At 66.1% G+C, this 25,043-nt stretch carries 19 protein-coding genes and 1 tRNA gene; 12 read left to right on the top strand and 8 right to left on the bottom strand.

Going from position 1 to position 25,043, the window contains the following annotated elements; genetic code table 11:
• Positions 1-69: 69 nt before the first annotated feature.
• The gene (locus tag ACREE8_RS15280) at positions 70-5,262 is read right to left on the bottom strand and encodes an MG2 domain-containing protein (protein ID WP_431573870.1); all 5,193 of its coding nucleotides are present in this window, start codon (positions 5,260-5,262) and stop codon (positions 70-72) included.
• 279 nt (positions 5,263-5,541) lie between these two features.
• Entirely contained in the window at positions 5,542-6,558 is a 1,017-nt protein-coding gene (locus ACREE8_RS15275; protein WP_431573869.1) for a Gfo/Idh/MocA family protein, read from the bottom strand.
• A 237-nt stretch (positions 6,559-6,795) separates the two neighbouring features.
• On the opposite strand from ACREE8_RS15275, the gene ACREE8_RS15270 reads away from it, so the two are divergent.
• From ACREE8_RS15270 to ACREE8_RS15215, 12 genes are all read left to right on the top strand, one after another.
• The gene (locus tag ACREE8_RS15270; RefSeq protein ID WP_431573868.1) at positions 6,796-8,544 is read left to right on the top strand and encodes a fatty acyl-AMP ligase; all 1,749 of its coding nucleotides are present in this window, start codon (positions 6,796-6,798) and stop codon (positions 8,542-8,544) included.
• Positions 8,541-9,506 carry an NAD-dependent epimerase/dehydratase family protein gene (locus ACREE8_RS15265; protein WP_431573871.1) on the top strand — a complete coding sequence of 322 codons (966 nt, stop codon included), beginning with the start codon at positions 8,541-8,543 and terminating at the stop codon, positions 9,504-9,506. Before ACREE8_RS15270 ends, ACREE8_RS15265 begins: the two co-directional genes overlap by 4 nt.
• 152 nt (positions 9,507-9,658) lie before the next feature.
• Positions 9,659-9,898, top strand: a complete 240-nt coding sequence (locus ACREE8_RS15260) for an acyl carrier protein (protein WP_431573867.1) — start codon at positions 9,659-9,661, stop codon at positions 9,896-9,898.
• Between the two features lie 22 nt (positions 9,899-9,920).
• Positions 9,921-11,138 (top strand): serine palmitoyltransferase, encoded by a 1,218-nt coding sequence (gene spt, locus ACREE8_RS15255; RefSeq protein WP_431573866.1) that lies wholly within the window; start codon positions 9,921-9,923, stop codon positions 11,136-11,138.
• A gap of 71 nt (positions 11,139-11,209) precedes the next feature.
• Complete coding sequence (locus ACREE8_RS15250) at positions 11,210-12,115, top strand: metallophosphoesterase family protein (RefSeq protein WP_431573865.1); 906 nt, start codon at positions 11,210-11,212, stop codon at positions 12,113-12,115.
• Between the two features lie 349 nt (positions 12,116-12,464).
• Complete coding sequence (gene lptF / locus ACREE8_RS15245; RefSeq protein ID WP_431573864.1) at positions 12,465-13,658, top strand: LPS export ABC transporter permease LptF; 1,194 nt, start codon at positions 12,465-12,467, stop codon at positions 13,656-13,658.
• Positions 13,658-14,743, top strand: a complete 1,086-nt coding sequence (gene lptG / locus ACREE8_RS15240; protein ID WP_431573863.1) for an LPS export ABC transporter permease LptG — start codon at positions 13,658-13,660, stop codon at positions 14,741-14,743. The genes lptF and lptG overlap by 1 nt, the downstream gene beginning before the upstream one ends.
• A 141-nt stretch (positions 14,744-14,884) precedes the next feature.
• Positions 14,885-15,643, top strand: a complete 759-nt coding sequence (locus ACREE8_RS15235; RefSeq protein ID WP_431573862.1) for a sterol desaturase family protein — start codon at positions 14,885-14,887, stop codon at positions 15,641-15,643.
• 11 nt (positions 15,644-15,654) lie between these two features.
• The gene (locus ACREE8_RS15230) at positions 15,655-16,833 is read left to right on the top strand and encodes a dATP pyrophosphohydrolase (protein WP_431573861.1); all 1,179 of its coding nucleotides are present in this window, start codon (positions 15,655-15,657) and stop codon (positions 16,831-16,833) included.
• 161 nt (positions 16,834-16,994) lie between these two features.
• Positions 16,995-17,069 (top strand) — tRNA-Asn (locus ACREE8_RS15225).
• Positions 17,070-17,389: 320 nt separating this feature from the next.
• Positions 17,390-18,376: a TonB family protein gene (locus ACREE8_RS15220; protein ID WP_431573860.1), complete on the top strand. Its 987-nt coding sequence runs from the start codon at positions 17,390-17,392 to the stop codon at positions 18,374-18,376.
• Positions 18,377-18,661: 285 nt separating this feature from the next.
• On the top strand, positions 18,662-19,129 hold the full coding sequence (locus ACREE8_RS15215) for a hypothetical protein (protein ID WP_431573859.1): 468 nt from the start codon (positions 18,662-18,664) through the stop codon (positions 19,127-19,129).
• 73 nt (positions 19,130-19,202) lie between these two features.
• Here the strand turns inward: ACREE8_RS15215 and ACREE8_RS15210 are convergent, their stop codons facing one another.
• The 6 genes from ACREE8_RS15210 to ACREE8_RS15185 all read right to left on the bottom strand — a co-directional run bounded on the left by ACREE8_RS15210 (position 19,203) and on the right by ACREE8_RS15185 (position 24,876).
• On the bottom strand, positions 19,203-19,724 hold the full coding sequence (locus tag ACREE8_RS15210; RefSeq protein ID WP_431573858.1) for a hypothetical protein: 522 nt from the start codon (positions 19,722-19,724) through the stop codon (positions 19,203-19,205).
• Positions 19,725-19,806: 82 nt separating this feature from the next.
• Positions 19,807-21,312, bottom strand: a complete 1,506-nt coding sequence (locus ACREE8_RS15205) for a sensor histidine kinase (RefSeq protein ID WP_431573857.1) — start codon at positions 21,310-21,312, stop codon at positions 19,807-19,809.
• A gap of 10 nt (positions 21,313-21,322) precedes the next feature.
• Complete coding sequence (locus ACREE8_RS15200) at positions 21,323-22,057, bottom strand: response regulator transcription factor (protein WP_431573856.1); 735 nt, start codon at positions 22,055-22,057, stop codon at positions 21,323-21,325.
• Between the two features lie 10 nt (positions 22,058-22,067).
• Positions 22,068-22,697, bottom strand: coding sequence for a hypothetical protein (locus ACREE8_RS15195; RefSeq protein ID WP_431573855.1), 630 nt, complete (start codon positions 22,695-22,697; stop codon positions 22,068-22,070).
• 122 nt (positions 22,698-22,819) lie between these two features.
• Complete coding sequence (locus ACREE8_RS15190; RefSeq protein WP_431573854.1) at positions 22,820-23,662, bottom strand: SDR family oxidoreductase; 843 nt, start codon at positions 23,660-23,662, stop codon at positions 22,820-22,822.
• Positions 23,663-23,709: 47 nt separating this feature from the next.
• Positions 23,710-24,876: an acyl-CoA dehydrogenase family protein gene (locus tag ACREE8_RS15185; RefSeq protein ID WP_431573853.1), complete on the bottom strand. Its 1,167-nt coding sequence runs from the start codon at positions 24,874-24,876 to the stop codon at positions 23,710-23,712.
• Positions 24,877-25,043 lie beyond the last annotated feature (167 nt).

Genomic DNA, 25,043 nt, shown 5'->3' with positions numbered 1-25,043 from the left:
GGGCGCCGCGCCCGGTCCTCGCGGTCTTGCCTCCCATGCGCAGGCGCATGATGCCGTCCCTTTGCCCCCTCAGGGCGTTCCTGCCGCCTCGATCTCGGCCTGACCCATCGAGCCGCGACCGATGCGGGTCGGCCGGTACATATCCTCGACCGAGGCCGCCGGCACGCGATAATGCCCCGGCGTCACGGCGCGGATCATATAGGCGAAGCTGTATTCATAGCCGGGATAGCTCTCGAAGCCGGTGATGAAGCGGTCGTCGAGATATTCGGTGTAGAGCGCGTCCGACAGCTCCGGCATCCAGGCGAACTGATCCGTCTGGCGGGCATTGGCCAGGCGGACATTCTCCAGCTCGAAACCGGCCGGCAGCAGGTCGATCAGAAGCGCCTGGCTGCCGCGTGACCCGCCATCCTGGATGGTCACGACCGTGACGATCACGTCGTTCTGCGCGACATGACTCAGGTCCGTGGCCTCGCCGGCGAGCGTGTAGTATTTCCGCTCGATGGTGAAGCCCTGGTTCCTCACCGGACCCCGCGGCTGGCTCGGCACGCCGAAGACCGTGGTGTTGGCCCAGATCGGGCCCTCGCCGCGATTGGCGATCTGCAGGCCCGACGCGATCTGCTCCGGCTTCGGGCGCAGATAGAGCGGCTCCGTGCGGTCTTGCGCCTGGCCATCGCCGACGGCCACGGCGATCCGCGGGCTGCTTCCCAAAGCCGCGCCGGCGAGAACGATCCAGCCCTGCTCCTGTGTGCTGAGCCAGGGATCGGCCCCGATGGCCGACGAGAGCTCGTCGATCAGCGGGCTGGGATCCACGCCCGGCACTTTCGCTTCCGTCGACAGCGCCAGCAACACCGCCGTGTCGCGGAGATCGGATTCATAATAGTCGTTATCGTCCCCGCTCCAGCGATGGCGCGTATCGAGCGCGATCTTGGCGGCGTCGGCGGCGCGGTTGTTGTCGCCGATGAGAGCGAGGGCCGCCCCCAGCTGCATCACCGCGAGCTTGCTCGGCAGCTTCTTCTTGTTGCGGTCGAACATGTAGCGCACCAGGCCTGGATCGGCCGCGTTGGCGCTCGCCAGCACATAGATGGCATAGGAGCGCGACGACAGGGCAGAGGGGCTGTCGTTCTGGTGATCGGCCGCGTGATAACGCAGCCAATCGAGCCCTTCCTTGTAGGCGAAGTCGGGCACGACATAACCCTTCGCACGCGCGCGCGTCAGGAAGTCCATCGCATAGGAGGAAAGCCAGGGCTCCGTGGTGCCATAGGAGTCCCAGAGCGCGAAGCTGCCGTCCCAGCGCTGCATCTCGAGCACGCGTCCGATCGCCCCCTGAACCCGGCGCTTCAGCCCGTCATCGTTTTCCACGAGGCCGAGATCGCGCTCCAGATCGGCCGCATAAAGCAGCGGCAGCGCGCGGCTGACGGTCTGCTCGATGCAGCCATAGGGATAGCGATCGAGCCCGCGCAGCACGCCCGCCAGATCGAAATCCGGACGGCCGCCGAGGCTGGTCAGCACCTCGCCGGTGCCTGGCAGATAGGACGACACCAGATCCGGCCCCAGCTCGAAGCTGTCACCGGGCGCCAACTGATGTGCGACCCGTTGCACCTCCGGCAATTGTGCCGGGCGGACGCCGAGCACAATCTGCCGATCGAGCTTGAAGCCTTCCGGCCCTTCGATCGCGACCGTGATATGACCGGTCCCGACCGTATGGCCGAGGAGCGGGATCGTCAGGACAGCCGCCGTCCCTTGCGCCAGATCGTGATCGCTCGTGGCGCCCTCGCCCAGCTGGAAGACATCGTCGCTGGTGATGGCGACATGATAGGTCCCGGCCGGGGCCTCCATGTTCTGCAGGCTCACGGTCAAGGTCGACCGGTCGCCCGGTGCCAGGAACCGCGGGGTGGCGATCAGCGCCACCAGCGGATCGCGCACCACGAGCGGCGTCTCGACGGCGCCGACCTTGTCGCCGTTCCAGGCCACGGCCATCAGGCGCAGGCGGCCGTTATAGTCCGGCACGTCGAGCGAGATGGTGGCCTTGCCGTCGGCGTCGAGCTTGACGGGCCCTGAGAACAGCGCCACCAGCGTCGTGCCCGGAGGGGCGGCGCGCCGGCTCATCGCCGCGTCGCCGCCGCTGCGGATCACGCCGCGATTGGCGTTGGCGGCATTGATCAGGCGGCCATAGAGATCGCGGATATCGACGCCGAGACGACGCTTGCCGAAGAAATAATCCACCGGATCCGGCGTCTTGAAGTCGGTGAGTTCCAGCACCCCCTCATCGACCGCGGCCAAGGTCACATAGGCATCGCCCGATCCGCCGAGGCCCGCGACCGCGACCGGCACATCGATCTTCTGGCGCGGCTTGATCACCTCGGGCACCGTCAGCGTCACGCCCAGGCGATGAATCTCCGGATCGATTCCGAGCCAGGCCACGCCGATGGCACGACCGGGCCCGCGGGTCTGCTCCGAAGATCCGGGCCGGAAGGCGGTCGCCAACACATAGGCGCCGGCTCCCCAATTGGCGTCGACGTCGAACTTGACCGACACGCCATCGGGCGTGGCATCGACGACGCGCGTCGCGATGATGCGATCGGTCGCGACCGCGAGCAGCACCTGGCCCGCGAAGGGCGGACGCACGAAGAGCTCTGCCTGATCGCCCGGCGCGTAGGTCGGCTTGTCGGCCGTGACCTGCAGCGTATCCGGAGTCTCGCCGGACCCGGCGCGGGCCCACCAGCCGGCCGTGAAGCGATAGCTCGCCGCAGCGCCGCTCTCGGGGTCATAAAGCTCAAGGCGATACTGACCGTAATCGACCGGGAGCTGGATCTTGCCCGGCGCGTCGGCGGCAATCGAGATTTCGCCGGTCGTGCCCGGAATGTCGCGCACCACCGCCTGGTAATCCCAATAGCCGTTGCGCAGGAACCACTGATAGTCCCAGTCCTCCTGCACGAGGCGATAGTTGACCTTGTCGAGCGCCTTTCGGCTGCCGTCATCGCCCACCGCGATCGCCTCGAAGGACGCATTGGCGCCACGATCGACAGTGTCGTCGGAGAAGAGCGGCTTGATGCCCAACGCCAGCGGCCGGTTGCGGATCGGCAGCTCCAGCACCTCGGAGATCGAGCGACCGCCGACATCGGCGACCTCGACGCGCACCGTCGCCGACAGCGGCTGGGCCGTATCGGGGATGTTGTCGAGATAGAGCGGGATCTGCGCCTCGCCATTCTCGTCGGTCACGCCGCCGGCCAGCTCCGTGCGGACCGGATCGATCGCCTCGTCCGCCAGGTCGAAATGGAATCCCGGATAGCCCGGGAAGGGATCCGTGGCCTTGCCCACCACGGCTTCGCCCTTCACCGGCAGCCCGGCGCCCATGGCGCCATAGAGATATTTCACTGTCAGATCGAGGTTGGGCGTGGTCTCGGCCCCGGGGATGTAGGCCGGCTGGTCGGCGGTGAGCGTGGCCTCGATGCGGGCCGGCACGACCTCTTCCACCAGATAAGTCGCGCTCGCGATCGGCCGGCCAGCCGGATCGAGATAGGCCTCGACCGTCCAGACGCCGGTGCGTGCCGTGCCCGAGACCGGGATGTCGCGCTGATAGCTGCCAGCGCCGCCATCCTTCAGCGAGATAGTCTCAGCCTCGCTGCCATCGGGACGCAGCAACTTCAATGTCAGCGGCAGGCCCGTCATCGCCTTCCCGGCCTCGTCGCGCAGCAGACCCGTCAGATGCACGGTTTCGCTCGGCCGATAGACGCCGCGGTCGAAATAAAGGAACAGGTCGCTCGGGCCCGGCGGCAGGCGTCCGCCGACGCCGCGATCGCTCAGGTCGAACGCGGCCTGCGTCAGGTCGAGGAAGGCGAAATCGCCATCCTTGCGCGAGGCCACGACGGCCACGGCCTCGCGGCCGCCCTCGCCGCGCAACAGGCCGGAATCGAAATGGGCCAGCCCGTCACGATCGGTTTCGGTGGAGGCCAGGATATCGTTGTTGCGCGCGATCAGATTGACCTCGACCTTGCGCTGCGCCTCGCCGTCCTGGAGCGAGCGGACGAACAGATTGAGCCCGTCCGCCCCGCTCATCGAGGTCATGCCTATATCGGTGACGATGAGCCACTGGGTCGCCTGCTGGGCCCAGTCGTCGGCCGTGGTCTGCTCGGGCGGTGCCGCCATGAGCAGGTAAACGCCGGGCTGGGTCGAGGGCAGGATCTGGTCGATCGGAACGGCCGTCACCACCCGCTGGTTGGGCTTGGATTCGATCTCCACCACGCCCTTCCACACCGTCTCGCCCAGATTGTTGGCGATGTCGTTGCGGTCATAGCCGTCGAGGACCCGCAGGAAGCGTCCGTCCGTGATCTGCCGGATCAGGTTGCGGTCGTTGATCCGCAGGAGCTCGAGCTTGGCGCTCTCGTAATTGACGCTGACCAGCGGCACGCCCTGCCCGCCGGTGCGGGGCAGCACATAGGTGTTGCTGTCGAAGCCCAGCGAGGGGTCGCGCACGCCGGCCGGGATGGAAACGGTCTGGCCCTGCATCAGGGTCTTGCGCTCGGCCGAGGGGAAGCCGGTCTTGAGCGCGACGTCATAGTCGGTGCCGTAGGCGCCGCCATTGATGCAAAGCTGGTTGCCGGAGGCGATGAAGCTCGGCTCGAAGGCCGGGGTCACCGTCACATAGTCCTTGTAATGCACCTGCTTGGGATCGAGCAGGTTGCCGGTGAAGCGCAGGCAGATGCTCGGGCTGTCGCCGGTGCGCTCGACATCGACGGTGTCGAGCTTGAGGCCGATCAGGTCGGTGAGCTCGGCGATGCGGTCCTTGAGGTTGGAATCGTCGGGGGTTTGGTCGAGGGCGAGCTGGTAGGCCGCCAACGCCTCCTCGGGCTGATCGAGCGAGCGCAGGGCGCTCGCCGTGATGTCGAGAGCCGCGGCGCGGTCCTCAGGGGAATCCGCCGACTGATAGGCCAGCCAGCCGGCGCCCACCGCCTGGTCGAAGGATTGCTGATCGCGGTTCAGCTTGGCCAGCGAATGCCAGATCTCATAGTCGGCGCCGCCGAAGGCCACCGCCTGCTCGTAATTGGAGATGGCGACGCTGGTCTGCCCCGCCTGCTCGGCCGTCTCGCCCGCGATCCGCAGCGCATCGGCCTTGTCGGGATCCGATCCGCTCTTGAAGCGCTGCTGGATGTCCGACTGATAGCGGTCGGCCGCCTGGGTCGCGACCGGCATGTCTTGAGCCCATGCGGACAACACCGGCAGCGCGAGCGCGAGGCCGAGTGCAAGGCAACGAACGAAATTCATGATCCCCTCGTGGTGAACGGGGTCACTCGCGACCGCGAAGCGCCCTCTGCTGCGCAGGCCACCATGAAATTGTGACCGCTGCATGGCCGTGTGGGTAGAGCTTGTGATTTTGTCGCCTGATTCCGATAGGAACCCGGTCATGGGATGTCGGCACCATGGCGACGGCGCTGCGCGATCTATCGGAATCGTGTCGCTGTCGCGCGTTCCTTCCTCATCTTCTTGCAGAAGAGAAGAAATCGCATAAATATTACGATATTTCAATATAATAGAAGAAACTTCTCAAGAGGCGCCGCCGCCCCGCGCGGCCTCATTCCGATCGAGCGCCGCCTGGATCTGTTCCAGAAACTGCAGGACGCGAACGCCGCGGGGGCCATCCGCGATGGAGACGGCGTGTCCTTCGATCACCTCGGCGAAATGACCGACGAGGCGCTGCAGAGCCTCGCCGGATTCCATCGCCGGCGTTTCCCATCCGCCGGTCCGGTATCCCGGCAGAATCGTGCGCCCGCCCGGCTTGGCCGCCTTGTCGATGCCGCGATCATAGAGCTTGAGAGCGCCATCGGCGGCGAGCTCGTCCCAGACCAGCATGCGGTCGCTGCCGCCGATGACCGTGCGGCGCACTTTCTCGGGCGACATCCAGCTCCAATGAAAATGCGCCATCCAACCGGAGGCGAAATGCAGCGAAGCATGGACGATGTCGGGAATGCCGGGATTGACATGGCACTGCCCGCTGACCTCGACCTGGACCGGCGTCTCGTCCCTGAAGTCGGCCAGCAGCGCGAGATCATGCGGGCCCAGATCCCACAGCACGTTCACGTCCGGCTGGAACAGACCCAGATTGAGGCGCTGCGAATCGTAGTAGGTCACGCGACCTAACCGCTCGCCTTGCTGCAGCGCGCGGATCGCGCGACCAGCACCGGTGAAGAGCAGGGTGTGATCGACCATGAGGACGCGTTTCTGTCTGGCAGCGATCGCGACCAGATCCCGGCCTTCCTCCGAGCGGGTGCAGAGCGGCTTTTCGACCAGCACATGGAGACCACGTTCGAGCGCTCGCCGGGCCAGTTCGTAATGGGTAGAGACCGGACTGGCGATCGCGACCGCATCCAGCCCCCGGTGATCGTCGATCAAGGCCACGCCGTCGTCGTAAAGCGCGATCCCCGGCGCGGCTTGGCGCGTGGCGGCGCGTCTGTCGGCGCGATGGTCCGCCGCGGCGACAACACGGAAGGCCGGGTGGGCCGCCAGATTGCGCAGCAGGTTCGGCCCCCAATGGCCATAGCCGACCAAGCCAACCGAGATCATTCCCCGCCCTTCCCCGGCCGTTCGGGACTCAAAAAATCCCAACGGGCGGCGCTTTCTTGCGCGCGCGGCCTCTGCCCGTCAAGCTGGACCCTGCGGGACTCAAGGCCAAGGCCCCAGGCGGCCGACCTTGTTCCGACCCGGCCGATTTGCTAAGAGCCAGCGCCCGCGCCCCGGTCGCTGACCGTCATCCGGACCGACCTCGAGCCATCGGCGCGCCCCATCGCTTTTCCCTCAGAGATGCAACCCACCCCCAGCATCAACCACGATCTGCCGTTTCATCCCGGTCCGTTCGGCACCTTCACCGAAGGCCTGGACTATGCCGCGCGTGGGGATACCGGCTTCAATTTCTATTCGGCGCGCGGCGAGCTGACCGCGGTCCTGACCTATCGCGAGCTGCGCGAGCGCGCGATTGCCGCCGCCCAAGGCCTGATCCGGTCAGGCTTGGCGCGCGGCGCGCGCATGGTGCTCATCGCCGATACGATGCCCGATTTCATGGTGCTGTTCGCCGCCTGCCAATATGCCGGGCTTCTGCCGGTGCCGGTCGCCCTGCCGACAGGCCTGGGCGGCCGCGATAGCTACATCGCGACCTTGCGCCGGCAGATCCAGAGCTGCGGTGCGGCGGCAGCGATGGCGCCCGCGGAGCTGCTCGACTATCTGAAGGAAGCCGCCGCCGGCACCAGCGCCAAGATCGTCGGCAGTGCCGCCGAGTTCCTGGCCTTGCCGGGCGGCGACGCGGAACTCCGTCCCTTCGCGCCCGATGAATCCTGCTATCTGCAGTTCTCGTCGGGCAGCACGCGCTTTCCCAAGGGCATCGACGTGCCGCAGCGGGCGCTGATGGCCAACGCCCATGCGATCGCGATCGACGGGCTCGGGCTCGTTCAAGGCGACCGCGCCGTCTCCTGGCTGCCGCTGTATCACGATATGGGCCTGGTCGGCTTCATGCTGTCCCCGTTGTTGTCGCAAGTGACCGTCGATTACCTGGCAACGCGCGACTTCGCCCGCCGTCCGCTGATGTGGCCGACCTTGATCTCGCAGAACCGGGCCACCCTCTCCTACAGCCCCACCTTCGGCTACGACCTCTGCAGCCGGCGCGTCAGCGAAGGCCGGCTCGCCACGCCCGATCTCGATCTCTCCTGCTGGCGGATCGCCGGCATCGGCGGCGACATGATCCAGCCGCATGTGCTGGAGCGTTTCGGTGTCGCCTTCGCCAGCTGCCGCTTCGATCCCAAGGCCTTCCTGCCGAGCTACGGCATGGCCGAGGCCGTGCTGGCGATCAGCTTCTCGCCGCGCGACCAGGGCATGCTGACCGACGCGGTCGATCGCGGCCGCCTGGCAGAAGAGGGCCGCGCCGTTCCCGCCGATCCGCGTTCCGACGAGACCCGGCGCTTCGTGCTCTGCGGCCGGCCGCTGACCGGCCATGTCGCCGAGATTCGCGGCGAAGACGGCGAGGTCCTGCCCGACCGCATGATCGGCCGCCTCTTCGTCAAGGGCCCGAGCCTGATGGCCGGCTATTACGGCCAGCCCGAGGAAACGGAGCGCGTGCTCTCCGCCGATGGCTGGCTCGATACCGGCGATCTCGGCTACAGCCTCGAGGGTGCGCTCGTCATCACCGGCCGCGCCAAGGATCTCATCATCATCGCCGGCCGGAACATCTGGCCGCAGGATCTGGAATGGAGCGTCGAGGAGAGCCTCGATCTCAAGCGCAACGATGCCTGCGCCTTCTCGATCGAAGGGCCCGAGGGCCAGGAACAGGTGGTGATGCTGGTGGTGTCGCGGCAAACCGACCCCGCCGAACGCGAAACCCTGCGGCAGGGCGCGCAGAGCTTGCTGCAACGGGCCCACGGCATCGAGGCCCGGATCGCGCTCGTCGGACCGCGCGACATTCCCCACACCTCGTCGGGCAAGATCGCGCGGGCGCGCGCCAAGGCCGCCTATCTCACCGGCCATTATCAGGAGGGCGGTGCCGGCGCCGCTCAGCCCCGCTGACCGAGCCGCCGACGGGCCGGCTCGCCGCCGTCACCGGGGCCAGCGGCTTTGTCGGCGGCGCCGTGGTCTCTGCGCTGGATCGGCTGGGTTGGCGGTTGCGTCTGCTGATCCGGCGCCAGCCGCCGCGCCTGGTCCTGCCAAACCAGGCGCCCGAGGTCGTGATCGGCGATCTCGCGGACGATATCGCGCTGGGCCAGCTGGTGGCCGGGGCCGATGCGGTCCTGCATATCGCGGGCGTGGTGAAGGCGCATGACCGCGAGGGCTTCATGCGCGGCAATGCCGAGCCGACCGGCCGCCTTGCTGGGATCGCCGCACGGCAACCGGCGCCACCGCATTTCATCCTGATGTCGTCGCTTGCCGCCCGCGAGCCGGCGCTGTCGCCCTATTGCACCAGCAAGCGCGCCGCGGAGGACGCGCTCAAGGCGGCGGCCGGCGCCATGCCCTGGACCATCCTGCGCCCGACCGCCGTCTATGGGCCGGGCGACCGGGAGCTTCTGCCGTTCTTCAAATCGATCAAGAAGGGGCTGGCTCCCCGCCCGGCCGGGCCTGTCCAGAGGCTCTCTTTGATCCATGTGGAGGATGTCGGTCGATTCGCCGCAGCCGCCGCGGGGCTGGACGCCGCCCGAGGCCGGAGCTGGGAATTGGACGATGGTGCCCCCGAAGGGCATGGCTGGGATGAGATCGTCACCGCGGCCGCCCAGGCCCTGGGGACGCATCCCCGGGCCCTCGCCATCCCCCGGCCCGTGCTGGCCGCTGCCGCCCGGGTCAACGCGCTAAAGGCCGCCTGGAGCGGGCGTCCGCAGATGCTGGTGCCCCATAAGCTCGCCGAGATGATGCATCCGGACTGGCGCTGCCATGACCGTCCGCCGGCAGCTCTTGGAACGGAATGGGAACCCAGATGGGCGATCGGTCCGGGCTTCGCGGACACCGTGCGCTGGTACCGGCAGGAAGGCTGGCTGTAACAATGCGCAACAATTTGTTATTTCACAGAATCATGCCTGTCGGCGAGACATATTAACCGAATTGGGGCACGGTCCCGGCGCGATTGGGGCTTTCCTACGTTAATCCGCCATAGAGCGGACACAGCATTAAGAGGCGCAGAGCCATGGGCTTGATGGAACGCGAAGACGTGGCGGTGTTCGAGCAGGTGGTTAACCTGCTGGAGCCGTTCCGTAAGGCGGAAAATGTCATTACCCGGGAAACCGACATCTCCCAGGACCTGAAGCTCGATTCCCTCGCCGTCATGGATCTCATGATGGAGCTGGAGGAGAAGTTCGACGTCACGATCCCGCTCAATCTGGTGGCGGAGATCCGGACCGTCGGCGACCTCGCCGAGGCCATCCGTCGCCCTTAAGCCGCCGACGGAGATCCCCGAAATGGGTCTATTCGATCGTTTCGCCAGCACCGAGCAAGCGCACACCGACGTCAAAGCCAGGGTCGACGACCCCTTCGGCGTCCGCATGGACCGGATGCTGTCGGCGACCGAGGCCCTCATCGGCAACCGCCCGACCATCCTCGTCGGCACCAATAATTATCTCGGCCTGACATTCGATCCGGCTTGCGTCGAGGCAGCCCACCAGGCGCTGGACGCTTACGGCACCGGCACCACCGGGTCGCGGATCGCCAATGGCTCCTACGCTCCGCATCGCGACCTTGAGACCGAGCTGGCCGATTTCTATGGCCGCCGGCATTGCATGGTGTTCACCACCGGCTACCAGGCCAATCTCGGCATCATCTCGACCCTCGCGGGCCCGCAGGATTTCCTGCTGATCGATGCCGACAGCCACGCCTCGATCTATGACGCCTGCCGTCTGGGCACAGCCACGGTCGTGCGTTTCAAGCACAACGACGCCGAGGATCTCGACAAGCGCCTGCGCCGCCTGGCCGACGAGCCCGGCAACAAGGTCGTCGTGACCGAGGGCATCTACAGCATGCTGGGCGACCAGGCCCCGCTCAAGGAGATGGCCGAGGTCAAGCGCAAGCATGGCGCCTGGATGGTACTGGACGAGGCCCACTCGATGGGCGTGTTGGGTCCGACGGGCCGCGGGCTCGCCGAGGAACAGGGCGTCGAAGCCGACATGGATTTCATCGTCGGCACCTTCAGCAAGAGTCTCGGTGCGGTCGGCGGCTTCTGCGTGTCCGATCATCCACAATTCGATCTGCTGCGCATCGTCTGCCGGCCCTACATGTTCACCGCCTCGCTGCCGCCGTCCGTGATTGCTTCGGCGACCGAGGCGCTGCGCCAGCTGCGCAAGCGGCCGGAACTGCGCACCCAGCTTTGGGACAATGTCGCGACGCTCTATAACGGCTTCGCCCGGCACGGCTTCGCGCTGGGCCCGCAGATGGGCCCGGTCGTGGCGATCAAGCTGCCGAGCCCCGACCTCGCGGTCGGTTTCTGGCGCGCGCTGCTCGACCAGGGCATCTATGTGAACCTGGCGCTGCCGCCGGCGACGCCGCAGGGCACCGCCCTCCTGCGCTGCAGCGTCTGCGCCGCTCATACCCGCGCTCAGCTCGAGAAGGTGGTCGCGGTCACGGCTTCGATCGGTCGTGAGTTCGGCGTCATCGGCACGGCCGATCTTCGCGCCGCCGGCTGATAGCCGACTCATCGCGCCCCTACGGCCCTGCCCGGCTTGACCTGATTCCCGTTCCGGGACAGAAGGGTCGCATGTTCACCCTGGCGCATCTGTCCGATCCGCATCTTTCCGGTTGGCCGCTGCCGGCGCCGAACGCGCTGCTCTCCAAGCGCGTTCTCGGTTTCCTGTCGTGGCAGCTGCGCCGGCGCTTCGTCCACCGACAGGACGTGCTCGATCGCGTCGCCGCCGATCTGGCGCAAAGCCACCCCGATCACGTCGCCATCACCGGCGACATCACCAACATCTCCCTGCCCCGCGAGTTCGAGAACGCCGCCGCTTGGCTGCAGCGGATCGGTCCGCCGGACCGCGTCAGCGTCATTCCCGGCAACCATGACCGCTATATCGAGCTGCCCTGGTCGAAGCATCTGGCACTCTGGGACGCCTATATGACGGGCGACGTGCGGGCCGGGGACACGGAGCGTTTTCCTTATCTGCGCCGGCGCGGCCCCCTCGCCCTGATCGGCCTCTCCTCCGCGGAGCCGATGCCCTATAACAGCGCCGCCGGCCATGTGGGCGGCGAGCAGCTGGCCCGGCTGGCGGCTATGCTGCCGGCCCTCGAGGCCGAGGGGCTGTTTCGCGTGGTTCTCATTCATCATCCCCCGCAGGCTCGGGCGACCCACGACCGGAAGGCGCTGCTCGACGCCGCGGCCTTCCGCGATGTGCTGGCGCAAAAGGGCGCTGAGCTGGTGCTGCATGGACATACCCATCGCGCCCATCTGGATCACCTCGCCGGCCCCCGTCGGCGCATCCCGGTGCTGGGCGTGCCTTCTGCCTCGGCGATGCCTCACGGCGGCAAGCCCGCCGGCGGTTACCACCTCTATCGCGTGACGCGCGCCGGCTCGGGATGGGACCTCGAGATCGAGACGCGGGCCCTGCCGCAAAAAGGCGGCAGCCTGGAGACCACCGGCCGCTTCCGCCTCGCCAGCCAGCCGGCCTGACGCGCCCAGGCCCCTTTGCCGCCCGCCATCTCCCGACTTTAACCGATCGCCGGAGCCGCCTATGCTGTGCCGCCGCCGGGGCGGAGGCTGTGGCCGAATCTGCCCCTACAGCATTGGAGAATCGAGAGATTTCCGCTGTTCGTCGCCCCGGGGGGAGCGAGAACGAAACGATCGGACGGTGCTGCCCATCGCCAGACTCGGGGGTGGGCCTATGGAGCGACAATGGCGGATCGACCAACTTGCCTTCCGAGCCGCTTCACCGACGGCATGACCCTTTGAAGAGCGCCTGGCCCCCGATGCCGACCTCAGAACCGGCATCGCGCATGGCGCCCCACCTGCAAGATCATCGATGAAACTGCTCGACCGCTACATCCTGGCAAAGACGCTGTGGCCCCTGATCGCCACGGTCAGCATCGCGCTGATCGCCTTGCTGATGGAGCAGACGGTCCGGTTGCTGGATCTGGTGGTGAACAAGGGCGGCCCGCTGTCGCTGATCCTGCGCATGCTGGCCAACCTGATTCCACATTATCTGGGGATCGCCCTGCCGGCGGCCTTCTTCATCGGCGTGCTGTTGGCGGTCTCCCGCCTCAGCAGCGAAAGCGAGCTCGATGCGATGCATGCGAGCGGTGTGCCGCTCCATCGCATGATCGCGCCCCTGATGATGTTCGCGGTGTTGCTCGTCATCTTCGGCACCATCATCGTCGGATTCCTGCAGCCCTATACGCGCTACGGCTATCGCGCCCTCATCTACCTCGTCACCGAAACCGCCTGGTACTCGGCGCTGGAGAAAGGCGCCTTCTTCAGCGGCTTCGGCAATTCGACCATCCTGGTCGACGATATTTCCGAGGGCGGCCGACGGCTGACCGGCATCTTCGTCTATGAGGACAAGAACAACGGCGGCTCGGTCACCACCACCGCCCAAACCGGCTATGTGGTCCGCTCCCAGACCGACGACCAGCTGATGCTCAAGCTGGAACAGGGTGCCCGCATCGAAACCGACGGGCCCAACAAGAAGATCAACGCCCTGACCTTCGCCAAATTCGAGCTGCCGCTCGACATCGCGCTGGCGCCGGAGCCCTATCGAATACGGGGCGCCTCCGAGCGCGAGCAGACGCTGCCGGAGCTCTGGCACAATGTCTGGACGCTGCCCAAGACCGATCCGATGTATTACGCGGTCCATGCCGAGCTGCATGAACGGCTGGTGCGGATAGCGACCTATCTTTTCCTGCCGCTGCTGGCCTTCCCGCTCGGCTCCTCCACCCGACGAACGCGACGAGGAACCGGAATCGCGGTCGGCATCGTGCTGATCGTGATCTTCTATTACCTGCTGCAGTTCGGCCATGACGTGTCCGCCAACGGACGGCTGTCGCCCTGGCTCAGCCTCTGGCTGCCCTTCTTCGTCTATGCCGGGTTCAGCAGCTGGGCCTTCTGGGAAGCGAACGTGTCGCCGGGCCATAATTTCGTCGAGACCGTTCTCGCCCGGATCGAGAGCATCTTCGACAGCCTTCGTCACATCGGCCGCCGGAAGAAGGCCCCGGCCTGATGCGCACGCTCGTCGGCTATGTGTCGCGCATGCTGCTGATGCAGTTCGCACTGATGCTGTTCGGCTTCACCGCCTTGCTGCAGCTGCTCGATCTGCTGAACAACACCAGCAAGCTGTTCGCGCGCCATGGCCTCAGCCTCGGCAGCATCCTGCATTATGTCTGGCTGCGGCTGCCCGATCTCGCGGCCTTCCTGTTTCCCTTCTCCGTGCTGATCGCAGCCCTTCTGGTGCTGTCGCGCCTGGCGCAGTCGGCCGAAGTCATGGCGATGAAGGCGGCCGGGCTTTCCTATTGGCGCATCCTCGCCTGTTTCCTGCCGGCGGCCTTCCTGATCGCCGGCCTCCATTTCGTCGTCGCCGACCAGATCGCGCCGGTGGCCGCCCGCGCGATGGAGGACTGGAACGCCGAGGCGGTCGATTTCAGCGCCGATAACGACAAGGACACCCCCACCGCCGTCTGGGCGCGTGACGGCTTCACGCTGGCACGGGTCGTGGTGGTGCTGGACCGCGGCCAGAGCCTCAGTGGCGTCACCATCTTCGAGCGCAACTCCGCGAGCCAGTTCGAGCAGCGCATCGTCGCCGGCCGGGCCGTGTTCCACAATGGCGGCTGGGATCTCTACCAGGTCGAACGCACCTTGATTGGCGAGACCGGCACCACCGAGATCGTCCGGCAGGATCAATGGCGCTGGGAGACCAATCTCAGCCCGCAGCATTTCTCCGACCTGGCGGTGACACCCGCGAGCCTGAGCCTGCGCGAGCTGCACAGCTTCGCCGCCAACGAAAATGTCGGCAGCCGGCCGGTTTATTATTACGAGACCTGGTTCAACAAGCGCCTCGCCTTGCCGATCATGACGCTGATCATGCTGCTGCTGGCGGCACCGGTGGCGCAGTCGCTGCGCCGGCAGAGCGGCGCGGGGCTGGGATTCATGGTCGGCGTCGGGATGGGATTCCTCTATTTCATCGCCGACGGCATCCTCCAGTCGCTGGGCGAGTCGGGGATGCTGCCGCCGATGCTGGCCGCCTGGAGCTCCGTGATCCTGTTTGCGGCGATCGGCCTCACGGCCCTGATCAAAATCGAGGGATATTGAGCGTTCACCGGCGCTCTATCCCTCAACCGGGACGCGGCCGAAGGTCGCAATCGGCGGCCTCGCGGTGACGATCCCGGGGCCAGGGGTTGCCGCGGCGGGGCACCCCCTCTAGATTATTGGCGGACAAGGATTTAGGCGGCTATGAGCCTTTGGAATCGCACCCATAATCTCGACCGGATGACGCTGCCGGAGCTGGTGAGGGCCTTCTTCACCTATCCGCCGGTGCTGACCTATATCGCGCTTTCGGTCGTCTCCATCGCGCTGGTCCTGCGCTGGATGGGATCGCCGCTGCCCCTGATCCCGGCCGTGGCGGCGTCGATCCTCGTCTATCCGCTGGTGTGGTATCTGCTGCACCGTTTCGTGCTGCATGGGCGCTATCTCTATAAGAACCGCCTCACCGCCGCGGGCTGGAAGCGCATCCATTTCGATCATCATCAGGACCCGCACAATCTGCGCGTCCTGTTCGGCGCGCTCTACACGACACTGCCCACCATCGCCGCGATCACCCTTCCGGTCGGCTACCTGATCGCCGGGCCCGCCGGTGCCGCGGCCGCCTTCGCCACCGGCCTCGTCACCACGATCTTCTACGAATTCTGCCACTGCGTGCAGCATCTGAACTTCGCTCCGAAATCGAAGTTCCTGCAGCGCATCAAGCGGCTGCATCTCCAGCACCACTTCTATAACGAGCAGGGCAATTACGGCATCACGAACTATGCCTGGGACAAGCTGCTCGGCACCTATTACGGCGCCCCGCGCGAGCGGCAGAAGAGCGCGACGGTCTTCAATCTCGGCTATACCGAGGAAGAAGCCCTGCGCTATCCCTGGGTCGCGGCGCTGTCCCATGGCACGCGCGGCGACGGCAATCCCCGCCGCTTCCGAGTGGCTTCCAGCGAGAACTGAAGCGATCCTCCATGTCTGCAGCCGCTGACCGCGGGAGCGGCCGTTCCGACGCCATCGAGATCAGCCCGGTCTCCAACCGGCGCGACCTCGACGCTTTCATCGGCCTGCCCAGCCGCCTCTACAGCCAGGGCCATCCGGGTTTCGTGCAGCCCTTGCGCTTCGAGCGGCGCGAAGCGCTGACGCCCGGCAAGAACCCCTATTTCGAGCATGCCGAGGCCCGGCTCTTCCTCGCCCGGCGCGGCGGCGAGGTGGTTGGCCGCATCAGCGCCCAGATCGATCGCCTGTATCTGGAGCATTACAAGGACGCCACCGGCCATTTCGGCTTCCTCGATGCGGTGAACGACCCGGCGCTGTTTCGCCAATTGCTGGCCACAGCCGAAGGCTGGCTCAAGGCCAAGGGCATGAAGCGCGCCATGGGCCCCCTCAGCTTCTCGACCAACGAGGAGGTCGGGCTTCTGATCGACGGCTTCGACGCGCCGCCGATGATGATGATGCCCTACAGCCCGCCCTTCGCCCGCGCACTCGTCGAAGCGGCAGGCTACGCCAAGGTCAAGGACCTGATCGCCTACGACTACGACGTCGACAAGAACAACCCGATCACGCATGAGGCGATCCTGCGGCGCGCGGGCATGGATCCCGCCGCGGTCACGGTCCGCAAGGTCGACATGAAGAATTTCGACCGCGACCTGCGCATCATCCTCGACATCTTCAACGACGCCTGGTCCGACAATTGGGGCTATGTGCCGCTGACCGAGGCCGAGATCGCGCATGCGGCCAAGACCATGAAGGCGGTGGTCGAGCCGAATGTGGTGATCATCGCGTCGGTGAATGGCGAGCCGGCCAGCATGATCGTCTCGCTCCCCAACATCTATGAGGCGATCGCCGGGCTGGACGGGCGCCTCTTCCCGTTCGGTTGGGCCAAGCTGCTTTGGCGGCTCAAGGTGTCGAAGCTCCGGACCGGCCGCGTCCTGCTGTTCGGCCTGCGCAAGCCCTTTCACCGGACCATGCTGGGATCGGGAATTATCCTGCGGGTGCTCGAGGAGCTGCGGCAGGGCACCAAGCAGATCCGCGCCAATCGGGCGGAGCTCTCCTGGATCCTCGAGGACAACATCCCGATGCGGAAGATCATCGAGAAGGTCGGCGGGCGGGTCTACAAGACCTACCGGGTCTACGACAAGCCCCTCGCCTGAGCCGGATCGGGACCCCCGAATCGGGGCCGGAAGCGAGCGTTTCCAAGCCGGGGCCTCGCGGCAAAAATCCGCGTCCGGCAAATGCTTTAGCCCCCTGTCACGGCCCGGAAAGAAACTTTGCAGCCCGGGGGGGCTTTTGCTATAACCCCGGCCGCCTCTGATCCCCGGTAGCTCAGTGGTAGAGCAAGCGGCTGTTAACCGCTTGGTCGCTGGTTCGAATCCGGCCCGGGGAGCCATTTAAAACAAGGGGTTGAGGCAGTGTTCTCAACCCCTTGTTCGTTTCGGAATCAACGCCCGGCAAGGTCAGGGGCCATTGCCGCGGAAACCCAGGAAGCTTTCGGGGCGTTTCAGAAGCCTGGGCTCGGACCTGTGAGCCGGCGTGATTGGCCCAGCGCGACGCCTGTCATCGGGCGGGCGACCCTAGCAAATTGGAAAGGTCCGCGCTCATTCCTGGCCATCCGCGGAACCTCGCCTACATCTACATGCGTGAGCGCCGGCGATCGGTCCGCTCCGGACAGCAGGCCGACAGGCCCTTGAGCGAATCTGACGGGCGGGCATGACCGATCATCTCGCGATAATGGACAGCGCCGCGCCGAGCCTCTCGCTCGAGCGCGCTGCGCGTTCCTATCACGAGGAACGCATTCCCCTGTCGCCACCCCTGCCCGACCGCGACATGCGGTGGCGATGGGCCGTGGCGATACTCGCCGCGATCCTGCTCCATATCGGTGTCGTCACCACGATCGACGATGGGTTTCAGCGCGAGAAGACGCGCGATGAAGCGCCGGTCCCGGTGGAGATTGTCACCGAACAACCCAAACCGACACCACCGCCGCCCGAACCGAAGCCTGTCGAGAAGCCACCGGAACCAAAGGCGCCACCGGCACCTCCGGAACAGAGGCCGCTGGCCTCCTCGGGAGGCGACCAGCCGGATAAACCACTTGGAGGCGCACCAGCTCATGCTACGGAAGCAGCGCCACCACCACCTGAGATAGCGCCGACGCCACCGCTGCCGGAGGCACCTGCAGCCACCGCAGCCCCGACTTTGCCAGACGAGCCGTCGCCACAGGCTGTTCCCGTGCCACCCCCATCCGCGCCACGCGACACACAACAGGCCATGATTCCGGCGCCCGTACCACCAAGGAAACCACCGGTCCCGGACGTTCGAAAGACCGTCATCACACCACCCACACAATCGCAAGCTGCGACGTCAACGAACAGTTTGGATCTGCAGCTCGATGAAGGGAGCGGCGATAAGTACTTCAATGCGATTCTCGAGAAAATTGTTACTCACAGCTACTACCCGCCAACGGCCGAGATGTTCGGTTTCAAAGGCACCGCTGTCTTCCGAGTTACTATCGATCGTCTGGGACGATTGGTGGACATGCAACTTATGATAAGCACACAGTACGGGATTCTCGACGAGGCTCTCGCCAATGCAATCCAAGCCAGCGCTCCGTTTTCTCCCCCACCCCTCAGCCTCCTCGCCGGTCGCGACAACGTCGTTCTTCGAGTGACGATTTCCATGCCGCTTCAGGTGCGGTAACTGTTTGGTATCGCCGGCCGCCTGACGATCGGGAGCCGGTCTTCTCGGCTCGCCGTCATGCCGATATGCCCGATCCAAGCGTCGCTCCACTCGATGACCTTGACCGGTCCGGCCGAAACGACCCGGCAATCTTTACCCTCTGCCTGCGCCGCCTGGCGCTAACGTCTTGATCTGCCGTTGCACCGGCCTGGCTTATGGTTTGCAAGAGTGTGGGCAGCCCTGGCCGGAGATGGGACGAATCTGCCCAGCCGGCCGATCTTGCGCCCACCAGGAAGGAGGCCACCCATGAGCCTTGCGATTTTAACCCGCGCCGATCGCCGCGCTCGCGCCGAAGCCGCCGCTGACGGCCCGCGTGAGCCGGTCTTCGCCCGCAGCGCCGCGCCCAAGCCCGCCGACACGAAATCGGGCCTGCCCGCCCCCGCCGTCGAAACGGCGCCCACCGTGCGCCAGTTCCTCTCGCAGCTCGGCGCCCAGGAGCGCAAGCTGGCGCGCAAGGAAGCCCTCAATGCCGTGATCGACGTCGCTCCGGGCGAGGTCGAGAAGCTGGCGCGCCTGGTGGCCCGCCTGCGCGGCCGCTATCTCGCCAAGCTGATCGACCTCGGCAACAACACCGAGACCCTGCCGGGCGAGCTCGAGATCGCCGAGATCCGGCGCGTGCGCGAGCGCTTCGAGGAATTGGAGCTGGGCCTGGCGTCGGTGAAGTCGGCGCTGGCCGAGGGCGACCTCACGCTGCGCGGCCTGCGGCCCGAATAAGCACCCTCCCGAAATAGAAAGGGCCCCGGCTGAAACGGGGCCCAATCTTCGGCTCAGAACTCTTGAGAGCGGATCAGACCGCTTCGGCCAGCCCTGCCAGCGGCAGCGGTGCTGCGAACATCACGCGCCGCGTATAGGGCGCGAGGCCGACCCATTCGTCGCTCCAGAGATGAGCGACCGAAATCATCGCACGACCTTCCAGGGCGGGCGCGACCTCGGCGACCGCTTCTTGGAACCAGCCGATGAGACGCTGTGCCTCTTCCATGTCGCCCGCGGCGCCGAAGCGGCGCGGCCCGAAACTCGCCGCCAGAACGGCGCCGTCCGTATCCACACCGGCCAGCGCCGAATGGCGGGCCACCATCGCCGCGATGACCTCCGCCAGGCGCTGCCCATGCTTCCCGTCGCGGGGCATGGTCAGGCAGGCGACCGTCACGCGCAGACGCACCGCGCCGATACGGCGCAGCGTCCAATCGAGTTCCGCGCTGAAGCTGGCGCGAGCCTCGCTCAGGGGTTCATCGATGAAGGTATCGCGCGTCGTGATCGACTTGCGAGACCGGGTCGCCGCTGCGACTTGTGTGGGGATCAAACTCATCATGCGAGGGACAAGGTAACCGAATCGCCCGCGGGCCCGATGAGGCATTGTTGTGGTAAGTGGTTAATCTCCCATCGCGCTAAGTTTATCGCGCAACTGGCAGAGATACCGAGAGAATTAGGCCTCCTTTGGGGGCATTCAAAGCCTTAACATCGCCGCCCATCGCCTCCACATTGCGGCGAACGATCCATAATCCCAGACCGGAATGCCAGCGATGATCGTCGGCCCCCGCGCCCTCGGTGGGACGCTGCGAATATTGCCGCTCGAAGATGCGTTCGAGGTCGCCTTCGGGCACACCGGGGCCCTGATCCGAGACCTTCAGGATCACGCGCGACCCGTTGCGCTTGAGAGCCAGATCGATTCGTCCACCTTCGGGCGAAAAGCCCACCGCATTATCGAGAATATTTTCGACAATTGTCTCGATCAGCTCTTCGCCGCCCTGCGCCGTCAGGCCGGCCTCGATATCGGCATAGAGCGCGATGCGGCGGCCTTCGATCAGCGGCCGATAGCCGGCCGCGATGCGCCCGACCAGGGCCGAGAGATGCACGCGCTCGCGGGGCGGATCGACCAGCTCGGCCATGGTCTCGTCCATGCGCCGCGACGCCGCCACCAGCGAGTCCAGCCGATCGACGGAGGATTCCAGAATCTGCAGCGCGCGGTTGGCCCGATCGTCGCCCGTCGTCGCCAGCCGGCGCAGCGGCTCGATCGCCTGGCGCATGATCGCGATCGGGGTCTTGAAGGCGTGGGCATTGTCCTGCGCCGCCTGTCGCAGATGGCGCGCGGAAGCCCGCAGCCGGCCGATCATGCGATCGAACTCGCGCGCCACGCCGCCAAGCTCGGCGACCTCGTTGCGCTCGGCGAAGGTGGCGCCGTCCTTGCCGTCGACTCGGATCTCCTGCGCCAGATCGCGGAATCGCACCACGCTGCGCCGGATGCTGAGGAAGACGCCGAAGGTCAGCGCCGCCAGCAGGATATAGATCGCGCCCGCGATCTGGACTTCGGGCCGCGCCCAGTAGGGCCTCCCGAGCTGCGAGCCGATGATGCTCTCGATCGGATGGGACATGACGATCGCCCAGCAGCCCGTCGGTGACAGCACCGGCGTGATCGAGGTCAGCAGCTCCTCGCTTCCGTCCGGCGCGTGATAGCGATCCGCCAGGGCCACGCGGTCGTTGCAGGTGGCGGCGACCTTCTCGAGGATCCCCTGCTTCAACAGGGTCTGGCGCTCGTCGTCGAGCTGGTTGGTATCGACCGCGGGCGCTGCGGCCACGAAATAGAAGCTCGAGGCGCCGGCATCGCCGCTCTTCCGGAAAAGCACCTTGAGCCGCGTCTCGGGGCCGCCGAAGCGGTCCAGCTCGCCGGCGATCTTGGGGAGCGCCGAGACGTCCTCTGCCTGGAGCAGCGGCGTGAGCGCCGTGGCCACCAGCCGTCCCTGCTCGCGCACACCTTCCAGCAGCAGCAGCTGGCGCTCGCTATAGACGTCGCGCAGGGTGATGTAGAGCACCAGCGGCACGGCGATGAAAGCGCCGGCCAACAGCACGACGCGACGGACCAGCGAATGAGCCCGTAAGGGGGGCAGAGCGGTCGTCGCCACCGAGGTCTCCCTATTCGGGATCGACCCAGCGATACCCGAATCCGGGGTAGTTCGCGATCCCGTTGAACTCGGGATAGACGGTTCGGAACTTCTGCCGGATGCGCTTGATGAAAGAACGGACATTGACCCGATAGCCTTCCTCGCCTTGCCCGGCGACGAAATCGGCGCCCCGGGCGAGATCGTAGATCTGCCGATAGGAGACATCCGCATCGATCGCCGCCGCGAGCGCGCAGACAATATTGAACTCGGTCACGGTGAGGTCGACAGGCTTGCTGTCGTAGAAGGCACGTGCGATGTCGGTCTTGAGCTCGAGCTTGCCGCGCTTGAGCGTGGGGCCGGCGCCGGGTGCCGCAGTCCCGGTGGCGTTGGGCTTGGCGCCATCGGTGATCAGGCGCAGGCGCTGCAGGATGATCGCGAGGCTGCGCGATTTCTCGATGAAATCGACCGCGCCGAACCGCAATGCCGCTTCCTCGTAGATGTCGTCGCTGAGGGCGGTGAGGAAGATCACCGGCACCCGGACGCCGCGCTCGCGAAGCGAGCGGAGGACGGCCAGGCCATCCATGCCCGGCATCCGCCAATCGAGCAGGATGGCGTCGACGCCGTTGCCGGCACCCAGCCAATCCAGGAACGGCCGGCCGCCATTGAACTCCATCACCTCGAACCCGCTCTCCCCCAGATTCAGACCCAGGGATTCGCGGAACATCGCATCGTCATCCACGACCGCAACGCGGCCTCGAAGTTTCAAATCGCTTCCTTCAGGCACCGTGTTTCTCCAATAAAGCCTCAAAACAAGCCCGGCGTGCCATGTCGGTATCGTCGATACCGGAGAACGCCACCGTGAGCGCCTCGAAATGCTGGTCGCTCAGATCGGGATAGAAGAAGACCTGCAGCCGGCAGCCGGCCTCCGAGAAGGTCCAGATCCGTGCCGGCGGCCGCTCCTCGGCGATGAAGGGATCGCCCAGCAGACCGATAGTCTGGGCCTCGTTCAGCCCCACCAGGCGCTTGGGATCGTCCCGGTCGATCAGGGGGGCGGCCGTGGCCGACGAGGTCTGGTCGGCAGCCTCGGGCGCCACGGTCGTGCCGCCGTCGGGCGTCGCATCCGGCGTCCCCGATGGGGTTGCTGTCTCCGGGGTCGGGGTGGCTGTCATGTCCGTTGTCGTGGTGGTGGAGGCCAGATCGACCTCGGAACCGGGTTTCTGCAACGGAATCGGGAATGCGGGCGCCGGCATGGGTACCGGTTCCGGCGGCGACGGCTCTGCGACAACCACGGGCGGGGGATGGATCAGGCTGGTCTGGCGCGCGGGCGGATCTTCGTACTGCTTCGCGCAAGCGCCGAGCAGCAGTGCCCCCGTGAGTGCGACCGCCAAGGAAATGCGTTGAAACATGGCCCTCCTCTGTCCGCTGTCGCAACCGCGGGTCGATCCCTCGCGGTGCAGCGGCAGTCTATCAGTCATCGGCCAGCCCGTGGGCCTCGGGAAAGCCAAATTAATCTAATATTGATAAGCGTTTAGCTCTTTTTATTCGGCTTCAGCGCTTGCCAATCCTGATCTGTGAGTGCGCTCAGGAAGTTGAACTGCCCTGCGCCCATCAGCCATTCGCCGCCATCAATGGTAACGACCTCGCCATTTATATAGCCCGATCCGTCAGAGACAAGAAAGCTTGCGAGGTCCGCAAGTTCCCTGTGATTTCCAACCCGGCCCAAAGGATTTTTCGTGCCGAAGCCCTCGGCCATGTCGGCCCGGGGGACCAGCCGCTCCCAGGCGCCCGGGGTCGGGAACGGCCCCGGGGCGATCGCATTGAGCCGGATGCCCCGCCCGCCCCACTCCACCGCCAGGCTGCGAGTCAGCGCCATGACTCCCGCCTTGGCCATGGCCGAGGGCACGACATAGGCCGACCCGGTCCAGGCATAGGTGGTGATGATGCTGAGCACCGTGGCCTTGTGACCCGCGGCGAGCCAGCGCCGGCCACAGCCCAGCGTCGCATAGGCACTGCCATGGAGCACGATCCCCAGCACCGCATCGACGGCGCGCGGCGACAGCTCCTCGCTGCGGGCGATGAAATTGCCGGCGGCGTTGTTGACCAGCACGTCGGGCGCTCGCACCGCCCAGATCGCATCCAGCATCTGCTCGACCGCCGCCGAATCCCGGATATCGCAACCATGGGTCTCGACCTTGCCGCCGGTCTCGGCCTCGAGCTTGGCCTTGGCTTCGGCGAGCACCTCGGTGCGCCGGCCGCAGATCACCAGTTCCGCGCCCAGCTCCAGATAGCGCTGCCCCATCGAATAGCCGAGGCCGGTGCCGCCGCCGGTGATGAGGATGCGCTTGTCCTTGAGGAGATCGGTTTGGAACATGGGGAGAATAGGTCCTTGCTGGTCGGTTGGTGGCGGTCGCCGGAGGCTCAAGCCTCGTGCGGCCGCAGCAGCTCGCGAGAGAGGATGTGCCGCTGGATCTCGTTGGTTCCGTCCCATATCCGCTCGATGCGGGTGTCGCGCCACAGCATCTCGAGCGGCAGCTCGTCCATCAGGCCCATGCCGCCCAGGATCTGGATCGCGTGATCGGTCACGCGTTGCGCCATCTCCGAGCAGAATATCTTGGCCATGGCGGCATCGCCGTTCGTCATGGTGCCGTTCATGTATTTCCAGGCGATATGGAGGGTCAGCATGTCGCCAGCCGCGAGCTCGGTCGCCATGTCGGCGAGCTTGAAGGAGACACCCTGGAACTTGCCGATGGTCTGGCCGAACTGCTTGCGCGTGGCGGCCCATTGGGTCGCGATCTGGAGCGCGCGTTCGGCCTTGCCGCAGCAATTGGAAGCCACGAGCAGGCGCGTGTTGGCGAGCCAGGAGCCGGCCAGGTCGAACCCCTTGCCCTCCTCGCCCATGATCTGGCGCCGATGCACCCGCACATCGCTGAAGCTCAGCTGGTAATTGTGATAGGTGCGATGGCTGACGGGACGGGGCCCGCGCGTGATCTCGAAGCCGGGCGTGCCGACATCGACCAGGAAACAGGTGATGCGCTTGCGCGGGCCTTTCGGCGTCTCGTCCATCCCCGTCACGACGAACAGGATGATGAAATCGGGCTTCCGCACCGCGCTGATGAAATGCTTGCTGCCATTGATGATCCAGTCGTCGCCGTCGCGCACCGCCCGGGTCTGGATGCCCATGGCATCGGAACCGGCATTGGGCTCGGTCAGGCCGAAGCCTTCCTTGATCTCGCCCCGGATCGACGGCAGCAGATAGCGTTCGCGCTGCTCGCCCTCGCAGGCATTGAGGATCTGCGAAGGCCGCCCGATCCAGCCGCAAAGGCCCCAGGTCGATTTGCCGATCTCTCGATCCATCATCGCGATCGACAGGAAATCGAGCCCGCCGCCGCCGATCTCGGCCGGCATGTTCGCGGCATAGAGGCCATATTCCTTCGAGCGCTTCTTGATCTGCTCGCCCAGCTCGAGCGGGACCTCGCCCAGCCGCTCGGTCTCGCGCTCATGGGGGAAGATCTCCTTCTCCATGAAGGTGCGGACCGTCTCGACCAGCATCCGCTGCTCGTCGGTCGGGGAGAAATCGAGCGCCATCGGCGTCAGCGCCCCACGAATCGGGGCTCGCGGCGTTCGACCGCCGCGGCCAGCCCTTCCTTGTGATCCTCGGTGGCGGCGCAGAGGCGGCCGGCGGCCAGCTCCTCTTCGAGTTGCTCTTCCAGCGACCGCTCGCCCGCGCTGTCGATCAGACGCTTGGTGTGGCG

Origin of the sequence: Hypericibacter sp. (assembly GCF_050729195.1) — a bacterium.
In the GTDB taxonomy this organism is placed as follows: domain Bacteria; phylum Pseudomonadota; class Alphaproteobacteria; order Dongiales; family Dongiaceae; genus Hypericibacter.
This window is presented reverse-complemented; position numbering and strand designations above follow the sequence as displayed.